This window comes from Siphonobacter sp. (assembly GCF_048595215.1).
Taxonomy (GTDB): Bacteria; Bacteroidota; Bacteroidia; order Cytophagales; family Spirosomataceae; genus Siphonobacter.
In genome coordinates, this window is sequence record NZ_JBMDWJ010000371.1 from 1 (window position 1) to 21,310 (window position 21,310).

Here is a 21,310-nt window from a genome sequence, read left to right on the forward strand (position 1 = left end):
TGAGTACGAGCCCAAGGATTCCAACAAGAGCTCGGCGGGACGCAAGGTCAACCGCAGAACGGAGATCATCTTGACCCCCCGTCTGGATGAGTTCTTCCAGCTCCTGACCCCGCAACAAGAGCAGGCTAAATAAGTCATAAGGTTTTGAGTAAAAACAAAAATCCCGGGTCTGAAGAGACTCGGGATTTTGTGTGTTTACTCGCATTTTATTGCCAGTCTACACCAGGACTATCGTCGAACCCTGTATCTTTCCAGCCGCTTATACGTCTTCCGTTCATGGAAAATAAAATTCTCATCATTGACGATGAAACCCGCTTACGCAGTTTGCTAGCCCGCCTGCTGAAGCTTGAACAGTATCAGGTTCTGGAAGCCGAGAACATCCGGTCCGGGTGAAAGGTACTCGAAGAAAACAGTGACATTGAAGTAGTGCTCATGGACGTTCGTCTGCCCGACGGCAACGGTGTGGATACGGTACAGAAAATTAAGCAACGCTATCCTTGTATGGAAGTATTGCTACTGACGGCTTACGGTACCATTCCGGATAGTGTGACGGCCATGAAAAACGGGGCTTTTGACTATCTGGTGAAAGGGGATGACAATGACAAAATCATGACACTGGTAGCCAAGGCCGCCGAAAAAGCCCGCTTACAATTTCGTATTCGAGAACTGGAACAACAGGTTGCTGGCAACCTGTACGCACTGGATCAAATTCAGGGACAATCGCCCGCCATTCTTCGGGCCAAAGATCTGGCTCGGAAAGTCGCTCATACCGACACAACGGTGTTGTTGATCGGAGAAACGGGTACGGGCAAGGAGCTTTTTTCCCAGGCGATCCACCGGGAAAGTAATCGTCGGGCCAAAACCTTTCTGGCCATCAACTGCGGAGCGTTCTCCCGTGAATTGCTGGAAAGCGAGCTATTTGGTCACCGGGCCGGAGCCTTTACGGGAGCCTTGAAAGACAAAAAGGGCTTGTTTGAAGAAGCCAATCATGGTACGCTTTTTCTGGATGAAATTGGTGAATTATCGCTGGATCTACAGGCCAAATTACTTCGCGTACTCGAAAGTCAGGAGTTCATCCGCGTGGGTGATACGAAACCGACGCAGGTAAACGTACGCATTATCGCCGCGACGAATCGTGATTTATTGAAGGAAAGCCAGGAAGGGCATTTTAGAGCTGATTTATACTACCGCTTGTCCGTCTTTCAGATTGAACTTCCGTCCTTACGCGAACGTCTCGACGATTTGCCCTTACTGGCTCAAGGGCTGGCTCGTACGCTTTCCGAACGACTCCGCATTCCGTTCCGGAACATCGACCCCGCCTTTTTGCAGCAACTGAGTCAGCACGCCTGGCCAGGTAATATCCGCGAACTACGCAACGTCATCGAACGGGCTTTGATTCTGACCGAGGATGGTATTTTACGAGCCGATAGTCTGCCATTCCGGGAAAGTACCACGCTGGATTCTTTCGAGCTTTCCGCCGTTGAGCAACGTCACATTCGTAAGGTACTCCAGCACACGCAGGGTAATAAAACGGAAGCCGCTCGTCTACTCGGCATTGGCCTCACAACGCTGTATCGTAAAATTGAAGAATATCAGTTGGGACAATAAGGGATGAGCTGCCAATTTTCCCTAGTCCGTGCTTAAACCCATGATTTTATCCTAGTTAAACCATTCGATGCGACTCCTACTCTTTCTTGTCTGCCTTCTTTCGAATTCCCTGTACGCCCAAACGCTACAGAAGCCGCCGCTCAACGTGACGCCGTTGAAAGAAGGGGTATATGTGCATGTGACCTATGGAATGTATCAGAATACAGCCGTTCCTTCCAATGGACTCATTATTAACACCAAAGAAGGCGTAGTACTAGTAGACACGGGCTGGGATACAAAAGACGATACGGAGAATACCCGCCAACTGCTCCAGTGGGTAGACGAACACTTACACCAACCCGTTCGGCTTTGTATCGTGACCCATTCGCACGACGATCGGGTAGGCGGAATCAGCGAACTTCGAAAAGCGGGCGTACGGGTGGTAAGTACGCCGCTGACGGCTCAGCAATCCGTACAGGCAGGCTATGAATCACCGGAAGGCCTTCTTCCCAATGATACCACGTTTACCATCGGCGGGGTACCCATTCGCTGTTATTTTCCCGGCGAAGGCCATACTCGTGATAATATAGTAGTCTGGCTTCCCAGGCAGAAAATCCTGCATGGCGGTTGTTTTGTTAAAAGTGTGGCGGCATTTGGTATGGGCAACGTAGCCGATGCGAATCTGAAGGAATGGGGCAACTCCATGAAACGACTGATGAACGAATTTGGTACGGCACAAGTGGTCGTTCCCGGTCATGAGGAGTGGGGGGATACGAAAGCGTTAACGCATACCTTGCAATTGCTGAAAAAGTATGGGAAACAGTAACGCTTGACAAACTACTATCTATAAAACAGAAAAGTACTTTTCACAAAACTCCCACGGTATGAAAAAGCTTATTTTATGTTTGTTAGGAATCGTCAGCGTATGGAGTTGTAAATCCAGTTCAGATCCCTTTGAGGGCATAGAAGCTTTACCCATGGGTATATATGATGTACAATTGTACGTGTTCAATGGCGACACGCTTTACTACAGACCAAGCATTAATAAAATCGAAGCCGGAGCATTCTATATTGAACCGTATCGTACTAAAACCGATTCGATTAGTTTAATAACAACCGTCAATCGGCCAGGAAATCTGGGTCAGACGGTAGCAGAAAATTTCCATGGTTTAGAAAAGACCCGTAGCGGTTATAAATGGTCAGCTGCCTATCGAACGGATGAGGACTACCAGGGTAAAATTCAGAATGATACGCTCTATCAGAAGAAAAGCCTTCAATCCTTAGGGTGGCTTGCGTTACCCCCCAACTATCAGATCAAAGATGCTACTTCCCCACAGCTAGAAGGTCTTACGATTATGGCTACTAAACGTTAAGCCAGCGACTACTCGTTACTAGAAGACATCCAAAAGATTCGTTGCTAGGTTTCAAGGTTAGGTTCGAAACTTCAGTACTGAAACTTTTTCCCCTTAACCTTCCCGTTTATTCACATACTGCACCAGGACAATGCCACACGCAAACGCTCGGGTTTGAACCAGAGTCAACGGTTGGTACTGCATAAGCTCCTGAAAAATGGGCATTCCCTGTCCAATCGCTACCGGATTAATTAGCAAATGGTATTCGTCGATCAGGCCGTGCTGAATCAGAGAGGATACAAACGTAGCTCCGCCGTACGCGATGAGATCGCCGCCCGTCTGTTGTTTCAACTGATTGATTTCCCGAGTTAAATCCTGAGCCAGTACCGTATTTTCCCAGGCTGATTCAGCTAGGGTCCGGCTAAAAACTACTTTGGGTGTTTCCGTAAACTTTTGTCCGGCTTCCGCTTCCGGGTGATCCGCCTGAGCCGCTACCGAGGCCCAGTAAGGAATGAATCCTTCGGCGAGTTTTCGGCCCAAAAGAATGGTATCGACGGGTTCGGTAATCTCGCCTACGTAGGCTTCCAGATCTGGAGTCCAGGGGCAGGTCATCCATTCCATTTCACCGTTGGGTCCGGCGATGTAACCATCGAGGGTCATTTGTACCTGTAATTTCAGCTTTCGCATGCTTCTGTTTTTTTGACAAAGTACGCGGATGAATTGCTCGCAAGCGGGGGTTAAATGCGTCTTTGAAAGGGACGATTGCGACAGTATGGATTCCGATAGCAGCGTAAGCCTTTCCTCTTTATCTTTAAGAAATTCTTCAGCCTATGCGATTTGACTTATACCTTCCCAGTCTCGCACTCAGACCATACATCCGGCACCTGGCCATTTCGGAAAGTGACGTTGAGCAGACGTATCCCGTTTTTCCGAGCACCTCATTGGTCATAGGATTTCAGTACGCTGGGCGATTATCTTATTTAATAGATTCACAGGAAATATGCTTATCTACCTTTGGGGTAACGGGTCTGCAGGATTCCGTTCGTACCTTTAAAAATACGGCGAATACCGCCAGTGTATTGGTATACTTTACCGAAACCGGAGCGGCTCATTTTTTTCGGCAACCGGTACACGAGCTGTTTCTGGAAAGCCTATCCCTCGACCATTTCTTCCCTCCCTCCACGCTGGAAGAGCTAGGCGAGACACTCACGCAGGCCAGCACCGACGAGCAACGTATTTCCGTAGTAGAACATTTTCTGTTCGAGCCGCTTCAGTTATTCCCACCGGATCGACTGGTAGAAGCGGCGGTACACCGGATTTATCAATCCAAAGGACAGATACGCATGCTGGATCTGGCCGACTCACTGAACAGTAGCCCCAGTACCTTTGAAAAACGTTTTCGCCAGGTCGTAGGAGCTTCGCCTAAGAAATTTGCCACGATTGTACGTTTTCGATCTCTTTTGGAGCAGTATCCACTAGTCAAAGACGCGGCGGAATTAGGCTATCTGGCGGGCTACTACGATCAGGCTCACTTCATTAAAGATTTTAAACGCTTCAGTGGCTATACCCCGGAGCAATTTTTCCGAGCTCGCTCAAAAAACGATTTTTTACAATCCTAGCCCAATGCCAAGGAGAATCTTTGTGCTCTCACCATTCGATAGCCTATGTTCACCCTAGATCAAATTCACCAGATTCATTCCAACGTCAAAAGCGGAGCCGACTTCCCGCAGTATGTACAGAAACTCAAAGCCCTCGGTGTAGATTACTATGACTTATACGTCGCCGACGGCCGGGCCGTATATACAGGTGCTAACGGATTTCAGCTGTCCAGTGAAGCCCACTATCCAGCTCTGCCCATTGCCGAAGTACCTTCCATCGAACTGCTTAAACACGCTCTGCTTATTCACCAGCAGGGCCAAACGGATTACCTTACCTTTTGTCAGCAGGCGGCTCAGGCGGGTGTAGAAAAATGGACGACCCATATGCTCGACCTGACCGTCGTGTATTACGATCAGGCAGGAAACCCCCTGGTCACCGAAGCCATTCCAACCGTCTAACCAGTTCCCAGGAATATTCTCCGACCAGCCATCCTTTTACCCTTCCAAAATGAAAAAACGACCCTTCCATTTTGGAAGGGTTTTTCATTTCCCATCAATTCATATTATCCGTAACACCCTAACAACCAACAACTAATAACCAACAACCACTCTCTGGCATACGCCTTGAATAGTTGAGAACAGACTAACATTTCTTCCTCATGCTATTCACGATTCTCTGGTTACTGCTTGGGCTGGTGTGCTTCTGGCTCTTTTTCAAATCCGTCGACTTTTTCGAAAAAATCTGAAAGCCATGTTTCTCGCTCTCTTTGTTTTAGCCCTTCTGGTTTTCGCGTACATGGTTTACGTACTGCTCAAGCCCGAAAATTTTTAACGTATGACTACTGAACTACTGGGCATCGCTCTGATTTTCGGAATCACGATTGCCCTTTCGATACCCCTGGGCCGCTATATGGCCCGCGTTTACGCCGGAGAGCGGACTTTGCTTGATCCGGTACTGGGTCCCCTCGAACGGTTGTTTCTGCGGATTTCTGGTATTGATACCCTCCGGGAAATGACCTGGAAAGAGCACCTGAAAGCGTTACTGACGATCAACCTCGTCTGGTTCATCTGGGCGATGTTCGTCCTGACGAATCAAAGCTGGCTACCCTGGAATCCCGACGGCAACCCCGACATGACGCCCGATCTGGCATTTAATACGGCCATTAGCTTCCTCGTTAACTGTAACCTCCAACACTACTCCGGAGAAACGGGTGTTTCGTACTTTACGCAGATTTTCTGTCTGAATTTCCTGCAGTTCGTATCCGCCGGTACGGGAATGGCCGCGGCCTTGATTGTGTTTAAAGCCATCCGCGATAAACAGACCACGCAGCTTGGCAACTTCTACGATTTCTTTCTGAAATCCTGTACCCGCGTATTGCTTCCCCTCTCGCTGATCGTCGCTGTGACGTTGGTCTTCAACGGTACACCAATGAATCTGGAAGGCAAGGCTTCGTACGTATCCATGCAGGGCGATAGCGTACAGGTGTCACAGGGACCGGCGGCGGCCATGATCGCCATCAAACACATCGGTACGAATGGGGGTGGTTATTTCGGAGTGAACTCCGCTCACCCACTCGAAAACCCCAGTTATTTCACGATGATCGTGGAATTGCTCGCTCAAACGATCATTCCGCTGGGGATGATTTTTGCCCTGGGTTACTACATCCGTAACCGGAAATTCAGCTACATGGTATTCGGCGTGATGACCGTCGGTTTTCTGGCCTTACTGGCTCCGGCGGTATGGAGTGAAGTACAGGGAAACCCCGCCATCGCTCAGTTGGGCATCAGCCAGCTTGGCGGCAGCATGGAAGGCAAGGAAGTGCGTTTTGGCTCGGTCGCCTCGGCGTACTGGAGCATTATCACGACCGTCATATCTACGGGTTCCGTCAACGCCATGCACGACAGTACCATGCCCTTATCCGGCATGGCTGAGCTGCTGAGTATGATGACCAATGCCTTCTACGGCGGTTGCGGGGTCGGTATCCTCAACTTTTACATCTTCATTATTCTCGCAGTATTCATTTCGGGTTTGATGGTAGGCCGTACACCCGAATTTATGGGCAAGAAAGTCGAAGGCCGGGAAATGAAAATTGCCATGATTGTAGCCCTTCTACACCCCTTGCTCATTATGGCCGGTACAGCGATTGCGAGCTATCTGGCGGCGGGTGACGTGAACATGGGGTGGTGGTATGTCAACGCCGAAGGTCAACCCAACACGGCGACAGCCTGGCTGAATAATCCCGGTTTTCACGGATTCTCGGAGATGCTGTACGAATACACGTCTTCGTCGGCCAACAACGGTTCCGGTTTTGAAGGGCTAGGCGATAATAATCCGTTCTGGAATATCACTACGGGTATCTGTCTGATCTTTAGTCGCTTCCTGCCCATTATTGGTCCAATCGCCATTGCAGGTCTACTGGCTTCGAAGAAATACATTCCGGAGTCGGCGGGTACGCTACGTACTGACACGGGCACGTTTGGCATCATGGTCTTTGCGGTCATCGTCATCCTTGCCGCTCTGGCTTTCTTCCCAGCCCTGGCCCTGGGACCGCTGGCTGAATACTTCTCCATGTAATAGTTATCTGTTTTCGGTTGTCCGTTTTCAGTGAATGCCTGCTGAACTGACAACTGAAAACTAAAAACTGAAGACGAATCCATGAGTACTAAATCCACCCGGCTGTTTGAACCTGCGTTGGTGCAGACGGCCATTCGGGAAGCTTTTGTGAAGCTGAATCCCCGTAGCCAATTTCGTAACCCGGTGATGTTTACCGTGGAGCTGGGTACAATCGTTATGTTGCTCGTTACGGTGTACATCGCCGCGACGGGCGATCAGAGCCAGGGTTCGCTGGCCTATAACCTGATTGTTTTCATCGTGCTGTTGCTGACCCTGCTTTTTGCCAACTTCGCCGAAGCTCTGGCCGAAGCCCGTGGCAAAGCTCAGGCCGATAGCTTACGCAAAACCCGCGAAGAAACACCCGCCCGACTGGTACAACCCATCGGTGAAATGTATGTCGGGGAGATCAAAACCGTACCGTCTTCGCAACTCCGCAAAGGAGACGTTTTTCTCTGCGAAACGGGAGACATCATTCCTTCCGACGGCGAAATCATTGAAGGGATTGCTACCATCGACGAGTCGGCCATTACGGGCGAATCGGCCCCGGTAATCCGGGAAGCGGGTGGCGACCGTTCGAGCGTCACGGGGGGTACCAAAGTGCTTTCCGATCAGATCAAAGTACTGGTCACGACCGAACCCGGCGAGAGTTTTCTGGATAAAATGATCGCCCTGGTCGAAGGGGCTTCCCGCCAGAAGACCCCGAACGAAATTGCCCTGACCATTCTGCTGGCGGGTTTTACGCTGGTCTTCGTCATTGTGTGTATTACGCTGAAGCCGTTTGCCGATTACGCGAATACACCCATTCCCATCGCGGCGTTCATTTCGCTCTTCGTTTGTCTGATTCCGACCACGATTGGTGGTTTGCTTTCAGCCATTGGTATTGCCGGTATGGATCGGGCCCTACGGGCGAACGTGATTACCAAATCAGGAAAAGCCGTGGAAACCGCCGGCGACGTCGATACGCTCCTGCTCGATAAAACGGGTACGATTACGCTGGGCAATCGTCGGGCAACGCACTTCTGGCCCGCGAATGGAGTAGCGGAAAATGATTTCGTGGAAACTGCCCTTTTGTCTTCACTGTCCGACGAAACGCCGGAAGGGAAATCCATCGTGGAGCTGGCCCAGCAGCAGGGAATCAAGGCGAGTTTACCCGCTGGGGTTGAACTGATTCGCTTTACGGCAGAAACCCGTTCCTCGGGCGTTAATCTTCCTTCGGGCATTCGAATTCGCAAAGGAGCACAGGATTCCATCCGTAATCAGGTAATTCGGCAGGGAAACACGGTACCGGCGGAGATTGCGGATCGGGTGAAAGCGATCTCGCAAAACGGGGGTACACCGCTGGTAGTCGCTCAGAATGATGAGGTACAGGGTGTGATTGAATTGCAGGACATCATCAAGCCCGGTATGCAGGAACGTTTCGAACGCTTACGGAAAATGGGTGTCAAAACCGTGATGGTAACGGGTGACAACCCCCTGACGGCAGAGTACATTGCCAAGAAAGCGGGGGTGGATGACTTCATTGCCGAGGCCAAGCCCGAAGATAAAATGCAGTACATCCGGACCGAGCAGGCGAACGGCAAGCTCGTCGCCATGATGGGTGACGGTACCAACGACGCCCCGGCTCTGGCTCAGGCTGATGTAGGCGTAGCCATGAACTCAGGTACGCAGGCCGCCAAAGAGGCCGGAAACATGGTTGATCTGGACAATGATCCAACAAAACTCATTGAGATCGTGGAAATCGGGAAACAGTTGCTGATGACTCGCGGTACCCTCACGACCTTTTCGATCGCTAACGACGTCGCCAAGTATTTCGCCATTGTGCCGGCTCTGTTTATTGTCAGTATTCCGGGCTTGCAAAGTTTGAATATTATGCGGCTACACAGTCCTGAATCGGCCATTCTTTCGGCGGTTATTTTCAACGCCATCATCATTCCTATGCTGATTCCGTTAGCTCTGAAAGGCGTAGCGTACAAACCCATCGGGGCCAGTGCTCTGCTTCGCCGCAACCTGTTTATTTACGGTCTGGGCGGGGTGGTCATCCCCTTCATCGGCATTAAACTGATAGATCTGGGCGTATCACTGTTCTTTTAATAGAAGTTGAGTCGATGGTTGGGGAGGCAAGCGGGCAAGCGATTTACCTAGCCGAACTTCATCCTTTAGAGACAGCCAATGACTAGCCCGTGAGCATCTTCGAGCATTTATTGATAGTTGTTGTTTGGAATTAGCCGATTTCTGCATGGACGCAATAAAACCGCACCCCGTCCTATCGCGATAAGTCGCCTACTTCCTCGGCAATGCGGTGGCCTAGAGCAAGAGGAAGTGAGCGGCGTTCGCGATACGGACTAAATAACCAGCCGTGTTTGCGGGACGAAACAGTGACTCTGCAATACGGGAAGCCCTAGTATTTATTAAATGGATCATTATAAAAGTAAAACCATGAAATCTCATCTTTTTCCAGCCCTTAAGCTGACCATACTTACGATTCTCTTTTTCTGTATTGTCTATCCCGCCCTCGTTTGGGGCATTGCCCAACTGAGTCCGACCAAGGGTAATGTAGCCTGGGTCGAGCATAAAGGCAAAGTCGTAGGGGCGGCCCTGATCGGTCAGTCTTTTACGCAGGATACTTACTTTCAGGGCCGTCCGTCGGCGGCCGGATACAATGCCGCTAGTTCCGCTGGTTCGAACAAAGGCCCGTCCAACCCCGATTATTTGAAAGATGTACAGGCTCGCATCGACACCTTTCTGATTCATAATCCCGGCGTAAAAAAAGCCGATATTCCCGCCGATCTGGTTACCGCTTCGGGTTCCGGCCTCGATCCTGACATCAGCGTAACGGGAGCTTTGGTACAGATTCCCCGCATTGCCCGGCTTCGCCAGATTTCCGAGGAAAAACTCCAGCAACTGGTTAAAACCCATACGCAGCGTTCGCTGATCGGGGGTGTCGAAACGGTGAACGTCCTTCAACTCAACGCAGCCCTTTAATTCTCTTTCATGGTGTCTGGTACAAACCCTTTGATACGATGGCTAATGAGTTCAACCTGAATAGCCCCGTATGCCATGCGAGGAAAACGCAGACCAGACATTGAATCTTTCTTTCACTCCCTTTACAGTACCTATGAAAACCCTTCTTACTGCTTTCGTACTCAGTGCCTCCGCCCTGACCGTTCAGGCCCAGTCGGACTCCACGAAAGCATTGACCATCAGTGGCTACGCCGAAGTGTACTATAATTACGATTTCAACCGTCCCGCCAATCACCTTAGCGATGGCTTTCTGTATAATCACAACCGTCATAATGAATTCAATTTGAACTTGGGTTTCATCAAAGCCGCTTACCAGACCGACCGCGTTCGGGGCAACCTGGCTTTGATGGCGGGTACCTACGCCCAGTATAACCTGGCGGCCGAACCCGAACTTTTGCGTCACGTATTTGAAGCGAATGTGGGTGTAAAACTGGCGAAAGACCTTTGGCTGGATGCCGGCATCATGCCTTCGCACATTGGCTTTGAAAGTGCTATCGGTAAAGACAACTGGACGCTGAGCCGTAGCTTACTCGCCGAAAACTCGCCGTACTACGAAACCGGAGCCAGACTTTCCTACACCATGGGCCAGTGGTCGCTGTCCGCCTTGGTATTGAACGGATGGCAGCGAATCCGGCGGGTCGATGGCAACCAGACGCCCGCCCTGGGCTGGCAGGTACAGTACAAACCTTCCGACCGGGTAACGCTCAACTCCAGTAGCTTTATCGGGAACGACAAGCCCGACTCCACCCGACAGATGCGGTACTTCCATAACTTTTACGGCATTTTCCAGCTGAGTTCCAAATGGGGTTTGATCACCGGATTTGACAGCGGCTGGGAACAGGCGTCGAAAGGTTCTAGCGATTATAATTTCTGGTGTTCTCCCGTGGGTATTCTGCGGTTTGCGGCAACGAATCGCTTTGCTCTGGCCGCTCGCTTTGAGTATTATGAAGATAAAAAAGGCGTGATCATTGCTTCGCCCGCTCCGTTTCAGGTATACGGATATTCGCTGAACGCTGATTACCGAATTTCGGATCAGGTACTGGCTCGGCTGGAAGCTCGTCAGTTGAGCAGTTCGGAAAACGTATTCCAGAAAAACGGGGGCTATACGGATCAGAGTACCAGTGTTAAAACGTCAATCTCGATTGCATTTTAATAGCCATTACAGCTTTCTGAAAGCTTCTTTATTCACGCCAATCTATTCTATTCAGAAACCATCATGGAAAATTCCACCCGCCATTTTCTGGAACTTCTTCAGCAATCCCGGCGGGGAAAGTTTAAAGTCTATATCGGGATGAGTGCGGGTGTGGGCAAAACCTACCGGATGTTACAGGAAGCCCATACTCTGCACCGCAACGGCGTAGACATTCAAATTGCATTTGTCGAAACCCACGGAAGAGCCGAAACGGAAGCCCTGGTAACGGGGCTTCCGATGCTGGCCCGCCGGAAGGTATTTTATAAAGGAAAGGAACTGGAGGAGATGGATTTGGCGACGGTACTGGCCGTCCATCCCGAAGTAGTACTGGTCGATGAGCTAGCTCATACCAACATTCCCGGCAGTAAAAACGAAAAACGCTGGCAGGATGTCCTTGAAATTCTGGATCAGGGCATTAGTGTGATTTCCGCCGTGAATATTCAGCACCTGGAAAGCCTGAATGAAGACGTTGAACGCATCTCGGGCGTACCCATTACCGAGCGAATTCCCGACCACGTATTGCGACTGGCCGATGAGGTAGTCAACATTGACTTAACGGCCGATGAACTCATTGCCCGTTTGCAGGAAGGGAAAATCTACCATCGCGACAAAGTTCAGCAGGCTTTGCGTAACTTCTTTCAGGCCGAGAAAATCCTTCAGCTCCGCGAACTGGCCCTAAGGGAAGTAGCTACGCAAGTCGAACGAAAAATTCAGAAAGAACTTCCCGGTACCGCCGAACCCGAGCGGTTTATGGCCTGTATCAGTTCCTCGGCAGACACCGCCCGCCGGATTATTCGCAAAACGGCCCGACTGGCCTCGTACTACAATGCCCAGTGGGTGCTGTTGTACGTACATACACCGAAGGAAAACCAGAATAATATTTCCCTGGCTTTGCAACGCCATCTGATTAATAACTTCAAACTTGCAACCGAACTGGGAGCGGAAGTTATTCAATTGCACGAAGACGATATTGCCCAAGCCATTACGACGACCGCCGAGAAACACCAGATTACGACGGTATGCATCGGCAAACCGCACCTGAGCTTACTGCAGGTGATCTGGCGTACCAATATATTCGGCCGACTGCTCAAACAGCTGAGCGAGTCGGACATTGATTTGATCATTTTATCATGAAACTGAAGGCAAAGCTTTCGTTGGGATTGTGGTTTTTGTTTCTGGTCAGTTCCCTACTGGGCGGACTCGGCTTGTATTTCCTACGGGATCTGGCTCAGGATTCCCAAGACATTCTCCGGGCCAATTACGAATCCCTAAGCTACGTGGAGCAGATGACCAGCTTCATCGATGGCCGGGAAGACCGCTTACGCGTAACCGATATGCAGGAATTTGAAACGGCTTTGCGAAAACAGGAACAAAACGTAACCGAAGTAGGCGAGCGAAACCTTACCCATCAGCTTCGCATGGGCTACTCGCAATGGCAACGAGATACGAGCCAGTTTTTTCCCTTGAAAAGCTTACGCGAACCCTTGCACCGGATTTCGGAACTAAACCGGCAGGCCATTTTTCGTAAAAGCCAAACGGCCCGGCAGACGGCCGATACCGCTCTCTTACTCCTCAGTTGCATTGCTACGTTCTGCCTTCTGGTGACGTTTTCGTTTGCCATTAACTTTCCTTCCTTCATTGCTAATCCGATTCGGGAACTGACCGGAAAAATCAAGGAGGTTGCCGCCCGTAATTACGCGACCCGGCTGGGCTTTCGTTCGGATGACGAATTTGGCGAACTCGCCGCCGCCTTCAACACCATGGCTCAGAAACTCGACCAGTGGGAAAATAGTAATCTGGCGAAAATTCAGTTCGAGAAGCGACGCGTGGAAACGGTAATCGCCTCCATGCCGGAAGCCATCATTGGTCTGGATGAAAAACGGACGATTCTGTTTGTAAACCCGCTGGGACTTTCGCTCCTGGGTATGAAAGCATCCGATCTGGTAGGCAAATACGCCCCCGACGTAGCCGTACGGAATGATTTACTCCGTACGCTGTTGCAGGGCGACCGCGATGAACTGAAAATCGTCACGGAAGGGCAGGAGGGTTACTTCAGTCGCGAAACGCAACCCGTAAAAAACGGCGATACGCAGATTGGCGAAGTCATTGTATTGCGGAACGTTACTCGCTTTCACGATCTCGATCAGGCGAAAACCAACTTTATTGCGACGGTATCTCACGAATTAAAAACGCCCATTTCGGCCATTAAGATGAGTCTGCAATTACTCACGGACAAACGGGTGGGCGATCTCAACGACGACCAGCAGCAACTCGTCTCCAGTATTCAGAGCGATGCCCAACGGCTCCTTCGCATCACCGGTGAACTACTGGAACTCTCGCAGGTAGAAACGGGCAATATTCAGCTACAGATTGCTCCCGTATCCGCTGAAACGATTCTTTCGTTAGCTCAAGAAAGCGTTCGGAGTACGGCGGATCAGCGACACGTACAACTGGCCGTTGAGGTACCTACTACCTCGTTATCCGTACTGGCTGATCCGGAAAAAACGGCCTGGGTGCTGGTCAATTTCCTTACCAATGCCATTCGATACAGTCCGGAACAGGGAACCGTCCAGATCGTCATTCGAAAAGTGGATCAGTGGGCGGAATTCTCGGTACGCGATCAGGGCCGGGGCATTGAGGCATCGTATCTCAATAAGATCTTCGAACGGTATTTCCAGATCCCGAATGGCCAGGGCAAAACGGGTACGGGCCTGGGCCTGGCCATCGCCAAAGATTTCATCGAAGCTCAGGGCGGCAACATCTGGGCTCAAAGCGAGGGCTTGGGATACGGCAGCTTGTTTGCCTTCCGATTACCACTTCATACGTAACAAAAGAGCCTCTGGAAATCAGAGGCTCTTTTGTTACGTATTTCTTAAACCAAGCTCCACTTACCTAGTTCTCTTCGTCCTTTTAGTCCTGGCTTCTAAGAACGACAAAGCTTAGGAGCAAGCCTGAGGAATGTCATGTAGTCCTTGTAAAACCGTCTTTACTTTTGCTTTCAATACCCACATAAATCAAATATTTGATCTTGTTGATTCTGTAACCTTTCACCACAACCGTAAAGCATACATCCATGACGAAAACACCGGACCGAAAATTGGCAAAAGGCTGCTACGAACACATCGGCGGGCAACTTGGTAAGCTCCTACTGGAAAAGTTTCTAAAAGAGGATTGGCTTACCAAAGATGACGCCGACGACAAGCATTTTTACATTACCGAAAAAGGAACCCTGGAGTTTACAAAACTGGGTATCGACTTATCTTCCATTAAATCCTGAACACCATGAACCTCATCCGTGATTTTGATAACTTTTTTCTCCCTGCCGACAATCTTGACGAGGCAAAGGAATTCTATACAAAGAAACTCGGACTTGAAACGAAGTTCGACTTTTCCGACAAGGGGATGACGGCCTTCAAAGTAGGAGAAAACGAGCCTGCCATCATTCTTAGTAGTATGCCGAATGCAAGGCCTGCGATCTGGTTTACTGTAGAAGACGTTCAGAAGGCATATGAGGCACTCCAGCAAAAAGGGGTACATTTCCTAAGTGAACCTTTCGAAATAGCGACTGGGTTCGCGGTCGAATTCCATGATCCGTTTGGAAATAAGCTTGGCATAACGGATTATTCTAAGATAAAGGATATGAACATACCGAATTAGCGGGAAACGATACTCTATAATAAGCGAAGAAGTTACACTTCCTTAATAGACTTTCCTATTTTGAATTTGCTAAGTCTCAGTAGTAGTTAAGACCTTTACATCTCCGTTGTGATCCAGAAGCTCAGATTAAAATACTAGATAGGCTCCATTAAATCATTCTCATGCCCACTTCGGTAGCTATACGGACGTGATCCTAACATCAGAATTGATGAGGAAATTAGATTAATGGAACATCCAGCGAAAGTAAAAGAAACATATGAGTTCCGAACGAAACAGTTATTTGACTTGATTCTGGTTATAACCATAACTATAAACAAAGTTTTACTCATGGTTATACGTGAGAGGTAATAAATGATATCTAACAAGCTATAACTACCTTATCCAAGACAGTTTGCTTAATTAGATAAATGCATAGTCATAGCATATTGTATATTACTATACGCAAAAAAATAAACTTTTTTTTGCGTATAAATCAATTACTATAGCGAATTTATTAAAAAATTAATGGGAATAAATAAACTTAACTGCAGGCCTTGATTCTTCCAAGCATCTGGGTAATCTGGATTGGTTAAATTTAATTTAGAAAAACTTCTTTCATAACTTACCTTAATTGTAAAATAGTCACTGTCGGATAAAAGAATTTTACTACCAAGACCAAGCTCTCCTCCCCAATTAATTTTTTTAAACCGATTTCTAGCATTTTCCACAAAATCTCCGCCTTGAGTATTCGTATAAATATGTCTAGAAATATCAAGAATATACCCCGTGGATAATCCTACAGAAACAAATGGTTTAAAAGAAGATCTTTCTAATAATGATAATTGTATAAAGGGTTTAATCTCCAACATTTTTAATCTGTGTTCCAACCTCCCAAATATTACAGTTTGATTATTTAATGGATCAATACCTGAGGCAGTTTTATTGTCCGCATACGCAGAATATGTTAAGTTTACTCCAGCATCAATAAATGAATTTAACGAATAGATATTTGTCAATCCAGCTTTAAAGCCAACACCAGTTTTAAAAGGGTTAATACTTTGGTTAATGGAAGTTGCTCCAATAGATCCCTGTATGCCCCAATAGCTACTCTTTATGTATTGATTAGCTCGAAAGGGATTTTCCTGTCCTCTTGATAGAAAAAAAGATAAGGTTAAACAAATAGTATAAATTAGCCGAGGTCGGATAGAGCACATAAATACAGATTAAAACAGTGAAGAGCAAGTTAAAGAGAAGAATAAATTCCTAAAGATAGAAAAACTATATCATTACAAAATAGATACACGGTAAATATATCAACTAATAAAATGTTTACTTACGGTCTATTTTCATATCTTAATTCCAGGGTATTCTAAGCAAAATTACTACCCAATGTGCGCCTATGGCTAACTAAAGATTAGCGTATTTATAAAACGAGCTAGACAGTCAACGAAGGCCTTTTTGTAAATACACTAATTGTTTTATAAGCCCCTAGTACTAATAATGATGATACCACCAAGACTACCCATATACCCGTACTATTCAAACTTTTTGTGAGGTGTTGGTTTTTAGAATTGATTTTGTACTTCATCAATTTAGTTTCTACCGTGGCCACATCATCTACAAAATAGCCTCCTTTTTCATAGTATGGTTTAATAAGCACTTTACCTTTTTGGTCTACGTAACCAACTTTACCGTCGGCTATTACTATGGCTATTCCATCATAAAATGGAGAAACATTATCATAGATACAAGGCACCATTAAAACGCCCTGATTATTAACGATACCCGTCTTTTTATCTTTTACAATCGAGTAATCTTTCAAAGCTTCGATCACATCTGTATACACAAAAGGAATTAAAACTTTATTACTAGCATTAATCAAACCCCACCCTTCATCTGATCTCGCCCAGATAAAGTTACTATTTTCAGATTTTTTGAATTCATTATACGTTAAAGGTATGATGATCTTCCCATCATACGTATCAACAAAGCCAACTTTGTTAGTTAACTGGATTTTACTTAGATGATTAAATCTCTCAAATCTGTTCGTATCAATTAAATCATAAATTAATGGCACAGCTAACTTTAAGCTATCTCCTAATAAGCCGTATTTATTACCTTTTCTTACTATTTGCAGTGTATCTTCCATAAATCTGTACTTCCCTCTACTTTCAATAAAGTCAAATTTTCCAGGCATAAGAAAATTTCCACTATGATCTATATAATTACTGGAATTGTTCGATAGTTTTACATAAGCAATTCCTTTATAAAAATTATCTACGTATTGGAATCTCTTTTCAGAAAAAATTTTCTTATTAGATTTATCAATAAAATAGCTAGATTGTGTTGAATCATAAACTGCCGCTAATCCCTCTGAGAAATTAGATACATATGGATACATAACAGGTATTACAATTTCTCCTTCTTTATTGATAAAGCCTTTTAACCCTTGATAATCAAAAAGGTAGGCCGTTCCTCTTTTACTTTTTACAACTCTTGCTATTCCATCATGGAATGAATCAATATTATCGTAATAATTATCAGTAATCCGTTGCCCCTTTTCATTGCACAAATAGGCTCTCCAGGAATTTCTATAAAAGATCGTGTCGTTATCTTTTACATGCGGCGTTTTTATATATTGTCTACAAATAAATACGCCTTCACTTAATACGACCTCGTCGTAATTTTTTACCCACTTGTGTTTTTTAGTAAGTAAGGTATCTTGAGTAGTAAGGCTATGAATTACGATTTCCTTTTGCGAGTAAGCCGGGCGTGTGAAACCGAATAGAATGATAAGTATCAGTACTGAATTGAAAAAGGAGGTAGGCAGGTGTAGCATTTTCTTCATCAATTAAGTTTGGGGAAAATACATGTTTATAGTACATCAATGCAAATTAATGTTAATTTCTTGCTAAATTTTATCGCTTAAATCTGTTACGCCTTTAAATTTCTTTCAAGTATTGGACTAGCTGTAGTTATGGATTACGCTTTATTGAAGGCATTTATGGATATACTCAATTAATGAAGGTATGTCTCCTATATCAACTATTGCCTAACAGAATAAGGGGACTTCACAGAAAAGTGTAACTAGCGGTTATAGACGAAGCTACCGATTCAACCTATAGAATAGGAACTTAGTGAAAGAGATTACTATAATGAGTTGTTCAGTACAGATATAGAGCCAAAGAAACCAAATTTATCTTCTTCAGTGAAGTGACTAATGATGGGCTCTATTACGTCTGTAGTCGTCTTTATGAAGCTTTTCGGCGGCCTTATTGACATTTGTTTTCTTCGCTTCTAAGAGGCCCTCACGCGTTGCATATCCCTGCTTTAAACCTTCGAAAAGAAACAAAAAAAAGACAAAGCAACCGATGGCTACTTTGTCTTTTGAAGTCGGGATGGCGGGATTCGAACCCACGACCTCCACGTCCCGAACGTGGCAAGCTACCAGCTGCTCCACATCCCGCTGATGTGACCGAAATGTTGCCGTTTTGGCTAATTTCGGAGGGCAAAGGTACGATCTCTGGCGAGAATTCGCAAAATCAGGAACGTAAAAATTCCTGCCGGTATTGCAGTGGAGCTAAGCCCGTGGTTTGTCGGAATTGCCGATTGAAGTGCGAAATATTTCCGAAACCACTCTGGAAACAGACTTCCGAAACCGTCAAATCGCCATCCGAAAGCAGGAGCTGACTGGCGTAGCGAATTCGGTACTCGTTTAGCGAATCGATAAAGGTCTTTTTCGTGACTTTTTTGTAATACCGACAAAAGGACTGAGGCGTCATGTTGATTAGCTCGGAGATGGTTTCCAGGCGAATCTCCTGCCGAAAATGTTCGGCCATGTACGCGTAGATTTTATTCAATCGTTCGTAATCCGTTTTCGGTAATTGGGCAAAAAACTGACTGGTATCCAGCGTATGTACTTCCTGGCTATCGGCCAGCGTATGTAGTAAATCCAGCAGGCCCAGCAAGCGGTGGAAATGGTTATCCTTCAACAGGTACTGAATTTCTTTCGTAACCCGCTCTGCCGTTTTGCCGTAAAAATGTAGGCCGGATTTGGCCCGTTGTAACAAACGGGCAATCGGTAAGAACTCGGGTTTTCTAAAAAATTCAGGTCCTAAAAACTCTTCCTTGAATTGAATGACAATGGAATGAGCCGGGTCCGTATTGTTCTCGTTTTTCCAGTAATGAGGCACATTAGGGCCAATCAGTACCAGATCTCCCGCTTCAAAATCTGACACATTCGTGCCCACGAAACGTTTCCCCCGACTCGAAAGAATCAGCGTTAACTCAATTTCAGGGTGAAAATGATACGGAGCATCGAAAGCTTTCAGCACGTGCTCGCGAAAGGTGAAAGAACTGTCAGGTAAAGCATCTATATGTTCAAAAGATGGCTTCATCTTGTATGATTTTGATCCTTGGTTTAACAAATCTATAGATTATGGATAGTATTACATAAGTTTATGTTTAAAATATATAAACACTTTCCTTGAACGCATACACCTATACGAAATAAAAATACCGCAGAAAATTGCCTGAGCAAACTTCTGCGGTAGATGTACACGGTAGATGTATTACTTGCCAGCTCCGGATTTCAGTAAAGACTCGTAGCGATTCATGTCTTTGAAAAGCTTAAGTGATTCCCGGATTTCAGGATCTTTACTGAACGAATGTTCGCGTACCCCTTTTTGTAGGTAGTACCGTAAGATTACTTCCTGTTCCAGCATGTAGCGGATTTCATCTTTAAATTTCAGCAGATCCGAATCTTTACTGTGAGCAAATTTTGTTTTCAAAGCCTTCAGTTGCTCCTGTACCACGTCATAGTACTTTTCCTTTCGAGCGGATGCTTCCAATTCTTCGAATTTCCGCTCAACGTCGGTCGTGTAGTCGTAATCCTTGTCGCTCAGCCACTTCACAAATTCCTGATACTCCGCATCCGAAAGGCTGAACTCACGACCGTCTTTAATACTGGGGTGTTCCGCCCGGTATTTGTTGGCGTAATCGAAAATGTACCCTTTCCGTAAAAGACTCACCAGAATGGCCGACTGGGCCGGGCGATCTACGGTAACGTCCGGAGCAATGCCCCCGCCGTCATATACCGTACGACCGCTCTTCTTGGTCTTAAACGCCGTTTGCAGGGAGTCAGGAATTTTACCCACTGATCCATCCGGATTCCGGTGACCATAATCGATGGCCTGAATACAGCGACCCGAGGGAATGTAGTACTTGGCCGTAGTGATCTTGAGCTTGCTGTTATAGCTCAGGTCACGCGTGATCTGTACCAGACCTTTCCCGAAGCTTCGCTGACCGACCAGTACCCCCCGATCATAATCCTGAATCACGCCGGCTACGATCTCAGCGGCCGACGCACTGCGACTATTGGTCAGTACGACCAACGGAATTTCGGCATCCATGGGTGGATTCAGAGCCGTGTAGGTTTTATTCCATTCGCTGACTTTTCCTTTGGTACTAACAATTTCAGAATCTTTATTGACGAAGATATTCGAAATATCTACCGCCATATTCAGTAGCCCGCCCGGGTTATCCCGCAAGTCCAGAATGACCTTTTTCATTCCTTTTCCTTTGAGATCGGTGAAGGCCTGACGTACTTCCTTGGAAGCGGTGCCGGTAAAATCTTTCAGGTCAATGTACCCTACTTCCTGGTCAATCATGCCGTAGTAGGGGACATTCGTCATTTTCACCACATCCCGGCCTACGCTGATTTCTTCGCTATTTTGCTGTCCGTATCGACGAATGCTTAGTTTCACGGTCGTACCGGTTTGCCCCTTCATGAGCTTATCGACGTTCATGCCGGGCTTTTTAATATCCAGACCATCGATTTTCAGAATCTCATCCCCAATGCGAATCCCCGCTTTTTCGGCGGGCGTTCCTTCGTACACCATGAGTACCGTGAATTTCCCCTGTCGTTGCTGCGTCAGGATACCGATACCGTTGTACTTCCCGGTGGTCATGGTCATATAATCCTCGATATCGTCTTCGGGATAATAGACCGTATAGGGATCGAGGTTTTTAAGCATCGCGTCGATGCCCGTCCGAATGGTTTTATTCGGATTTACATCGTCCACGTAATACGTATTGAGTTCTTTAAACAACGTAGCGAAGATGTCGAGATTCTTCATGATCTCGAAGGTCCGCTCTCCCGGGTCCGTGAAGGAAAATAATCCGAGGCCTCCGACCAGGCAGGTGGTAAGGATGCCGACTTTCAGAGCGGTACGTTTCATGCGAATAAGGGCTGGCGATGAAAGCCTGTTTTTAAGAACAATTTAGCGATTTTTTTTCAATTTTCGGTTAT

Annotated in this window: 17 protein-coding genes, 1 tRNA gene and 1 pseudogene; 13 read left to right on the plus strand and 6 right to left on the minus strand. The window is 46.9% G+C overall.

Annotated elements, in window-relative coordinates:
* The first annotated feature begins 276 nt into the window (after window positions 1–276).
* From ACOJTG_RS22785 to ACOJTG_RS22795, 3 genes and pseudogenes are all read left to right on the plus strand, one after another.
* Window positions 277–1,608 (plus strand): annotated as a pseudogene (locus ACOJTG_RS22785) (sigma-54-dependent transcriptional regulator).
* 67 nt (window positions 1,609–1,675) lie between these two features.
* Window positions 1,676–2,413 (plus strand): subclass B1 metallo-beta-lactamase, encoded by a 738-nt coding sequence (gene bla / locus ACOJTG_RS22790; RefSeq protein ID WP_420155912.1) that lies wholly within the window; start codon window positions 1,676–1,678, stop codon window positions 2,411–2,413.
* A 58-nt stretch (window positions 2,414–2,471) separates the two neighbouring features.
* On the plus strand, window positions 2,472–2,960 hold the full coding sequence (locus tag ACOJTG_RS22795; RefSeq protein WP_420155913.1) for a hypothetical protein: 489 nt from the start codon (window positions 2,472–2,474) through the stop codon (window positions 2,958–2,960).
* A 93-nt stretch (window positions 2,961–3,053) separates the two neighbouring features.
* Here ACOJTG_RS22795 and ACOJTG_RS22800 read toward each other — a convergent pair whose 3' ends face one another.
* Window positions 3,054–3,626 carry a dihydrofolate reductase family protein gene (locus ACOJTG_RS22800; protein WP_420155914.1) on the minus strand — a complete coding sequence of 191 codons (573 nt, stop codon included), beginning with the start codon at window positions 3,624–3,626 and terminating at the stop codon, window positions 3,054–3,056.
* A 143-nt stretch (window positions 3,627–3,769) separates the two neighbouring features.
* Here ACOJTG_RS22800 and ACOJTG_RS22805 point away from each other — a divergent pair, with 143 nt between their 5' ends.
* From ACOJTG_RS22805 to ACOJTG_RS22850, 10 genes are all read left to right on the plus strand, one after another.
* Complete coding sequence (locus ACOJTG_RS22805) at window positions 3,770–4,558, plus strand: helix-turn-helix domain-containing protein (RefSeq protein WP_420155915.1); 789 nt, start codon at window positions 3,770–3,772, stop codon at window positions 4,556–4,558.
* Between the two features lie 45 nt (window positions 4,559–4,603).
* The gene (locus ACOJTG_RS22810) at window positions 4,604–4,996 is read left to right on the plus strand and encodes a DUF1398 domain-containing protein (protein ID WP_420155916.1); all 393 of its coding nucleotides are present in this window, start codon (window positions 4,604–4,606) and stop codon (window positions 4,994–4,996) included.
* Between the two features lie 376 nt (window positions 4,997–5,372).
* On the plus strand, window positions 5,373–7,112 hold the full coding sequence (kdpA, locus tag ACOJTG_RS22815; protein ID WP_420155917.1) for a potassium-transporting ATPase subunit KdpA: 1,740 nt from the start codon (window positions 5,373–5,375) through the stop codon (window positions 7,110–7,112).
* Window positions 7,113–7,193: 81 nt separating this feature from the next.
* Complete coding sequence (gene kdpB, locus ACOJTG_RS22820; RefSeq protein ID WP_420155918.1) at window positions 7,194–9,242, plus strand: potassium-transporting ATPase subunit KdpB; 2,049 nt, start codon at window positions 7,194–7,196, stop codon at window positions 9,240–9,242.
* A 345-nt stretch (window positions 9,243–9,587) separates the two neighbouring features.
* Window positions 9,588–10,133 carry a K(+)-transporting ATPase subunit C gene (locus ACOJTG_RS22825; protein WP_420155919.1) on the plus strand — a complete coding sequence of 182 codons (546 nt, stop codon included), beginning with the start codon at window positions 9,588–9,590 and terminating at the stop codon, window positions 10,131–10,133.
* Between the two features lie 133 nt (window positions 10,134–10,266).
* Window positions 10,267–11,325, plus strand: coding sequence for a porin (locus ACOJTG_RS22830; RefSeq protein WP_420155920.1), 1,059 nt, complete (start codon window positions 10,267–10,269; stop codon window positions 11,323–11,325).
* A 63-nt stretch (window positions 11,326–11,388) separates the two neighbouring features.
* A complete protein-coding gene (locus tag ACOJTG_RS22835; protein WP_420155921.1) occupies window positions 11,389–12,498 on the plus strand; it encodes a sensor protein KdpD in 1,110 nt (369 codons plus the stop codon).
* Complete coding sequence (locus ACOJTG_RS22840; RefSeq protein WP_420155922.1) at window positions 12,495–14,192, plus strand: ATP-binding protein; 1,698 nt, start codon at window positions 12,495–12,497, stop codon at window positions 14,190–14,192. The genes ACOJTG_RS22835 and ACOJTG_RS22840 overlap by 4 nt, the downstream gene beginning before the upstream one ends.
* Window positions 14,193–14,437: 245 nt before the next feature.
* Window positions 14,438–14,641, plus strand: coding sequence for a hypothetical protein (locus tag ACOJTG_RS22845; RefSeq protein ID WP_420155923.1), 204 nt, complete (start codon window positions 14,438–14,440; stop codon window positions 14,639–14,641).
* Between the two features lie 5 nt (window positions 14,642–14,646).
* Window positions 14,647–15,021: a VOC family protein gene (locus tag ACOJTG_RS22850; protein ID WP_420155924.1), complete on the plus strand. Its 375-nt coding sequence runs from the start codon at window positions 14,647–14,649 to the stop codon at window positions 15,019–15,021.
* Between the two features lie 479 nt (window positions 15,022–15,500).
* On the opposite strand, the gene ACOJTG_RS22855 is transcribed toward ACOJTG_RS22850, so the two are convergent.
* The 5 genes from ACOJTG_RS22855 to ACOJTG_RS22875 form a co-directional block, all read right to left on the minus strand.
* On the minus strand, window positions 15,501–16,214 hold the full coding sequence (locus ACOJTG_RS22855) for an outer membrane beta-barrel protein (RefSeq protein ID WP_420155925.1): 714 nt from the start codon (window positions 16,212–16,214) through the stop codon (window positions 15,501–15,503).
* A 221-nt stretch (window positions 16,215–16,435) separates the two neighbouring features.
* Window positions 16,436–17,839, minus strand: coding sequence for a WG repeat-containing protein (locus tag ACOJTG_RS22860; RefSeq protein ID WP_420155926.1), 1,404 nt, complete (start codon window positions 17,837–17,839; stop codon window positions 16,436–16,438).
* A gap of 554 nt (window positions 17,840–18,393) precedes the next feature.
* A tRNA-Pro gene (locus tag ACOJTG_RS22865) sits at window positions 18,394–18,466 on the minus strand.
* Window positions 18,467–18,542: 76 nt separating this feature from the next.
* Window positions 18,543–19,397 (minus strand): helix-turn-helix domain-containing protein, encoded by an 855-nt coding sequence (locus ACOJTG_RS22870; RefSeq protein ID WP_104716182.1) that lies wholly within the window; start codon window positions 19,395–19,397, stop codon window positions 18,543–18,545.
* Window positions 19,398–19,571: 174 nt separating this feature from the next.
* Window positions 19,572–21,239, minus strand: a complete 1,668-nt coding sequence (locus ACOJTG_RS22875) for a S41 family peptidase (RefSeq protein WP_420155927.1) — start codon at window positions 21,237–21,239, stop codon at window positions 19,572–19,574.
* Between the last annotated feature and the right edge of the window lie 71 nt (window positions 21,240–21,310).

What these genes read in the sequence shown, in the direction of transcription:
- bla (WP_420155912.1), top strand. Translation starts at nt 1,676, where the DNA reads ATGCGACTCCTACTCTTTCTTGTCTGCCTTCTTTCGAATTCCCTGTAC.
- ACOJTG_RS22795 (WP_420155913.1), top strand. Translation starts at nt 2,472, where the DNA reads ATGAAAAAGCTTATTTTATGTTTGTTAGGAATCGTCAGCGTATGGAGT.
- ACOJTG_RS22800 (WP_420155914.1), bottom strand. Translation starts at nt 3,626, where the DNA reads ATGCGAAAGCTGAAATTACAGGTACAAATGACCCTCGATGGTTACATC.
- ACOJTG_RS22805 (WP_420155915.1), top strand. Translation starts at nt 3,770, where the DNA reads ATGCGATTTGACTTATACCTTCCCAGTCTCGCACTCAGACCATACATC.
- ACOJTG_RS22810 (WP_420155916.1), top strand. Translation starts at nt 4,604, where the DNA reads ATGTTCACCCTAGATCAAATTCACCAGATTCATTCCAACGTCAAAAGC.
- kdpA (WP_420155917.1), top strand. Translation starts at nt 5,373, where the DNA reads ATGACTACTGAACTACTGGGCATCGCTCTGATTTTCGGAATCACGATT.
- kdpB (WP_420155918.1), top strand. Translation starts at nt 7,194, where the DNA reads ATGAGTACTAAATCCACCCGGCTGTTTGAACCTGCGTTGGTGCAGACG.
- ACOJTG_RS22825 (WP_420155919.1), top strand. Translation starts at nt 9,588, where the DNA reads ATGAAATCTCATCTTTTTCCAGCCCTTAAGCTGACCATACTTACGATT.
- ACOJTG_RS22830 (WP_420155920.1), top strand. Translation starts at nt 10,267, where the DNA reads ATGAAAACCCTTCTTACTGCTTTCGTACTCAGTGCCTCCGCCCTGACC.
- ACOJTG_RS22835 (WP_420155921.1), top strand. Translation starts at nt 11,389, where the DNA reads ATGGAAAATTCCACCCGCCATTTTCTGGAACTTCTTCAGCAATCCCGG.
- ACOJTG_RS22840 (WP_420155922.1), top strand. Translation starts at nt 12,495, where the DNA reads ATGAAACTGAAGGCAAAGCTTTCGTTGGGATTGTGGTTTTTGTTTCTG.
- ACOJTG_RS22845 (WP_420155923.1), top strand. Translation starts at nt 14,438, where the DNA reads ATGACGAAAACACCGGACCGAAAATTGGCAAAAGGCTGCTACGAACAC.
- ACOJTG_RS22850 (WP_420155924.1), top strand. Translation starts at nt 14,647, where the DNA reads ATGAACCTCATCCGTGATTTTGATAACTTTTTTCTCCCTGCCGACAAT.
- ACOJTG_RS22855 (WP_420155925.1), bottom strand. Translation starts at nt 16,214, where the DNA reads ATGTGCTCTATCCGACCTCGGCTAATTTATACTATTTGTTTAACCTTA.
- ACOJTG_RS22860 (WP_420155926.1), bottom strand. Translation starts at nt 17,839, where the DNA reads ATGCTACACCTGCCTACCTCCTTTTTCAATTCAGTACTGATACTTATC.
- ACOJTG_RS22870 (WP_104716182.1), bottom strand. Translation starts at nt 19,397, where the DNA reads ATGAAGCCATCTTTTGAACATATAGATGCTTTACCTGACAGTTCTTTC.
- ACOJTG_RS22875 (WP_420155927.1), bottom strand. Translation starts at nt 21,239, where the DNA reads ATGAAACGTACCGCTCTGAAAGTCGGCATCCTTACCACCTGCCTGGTC.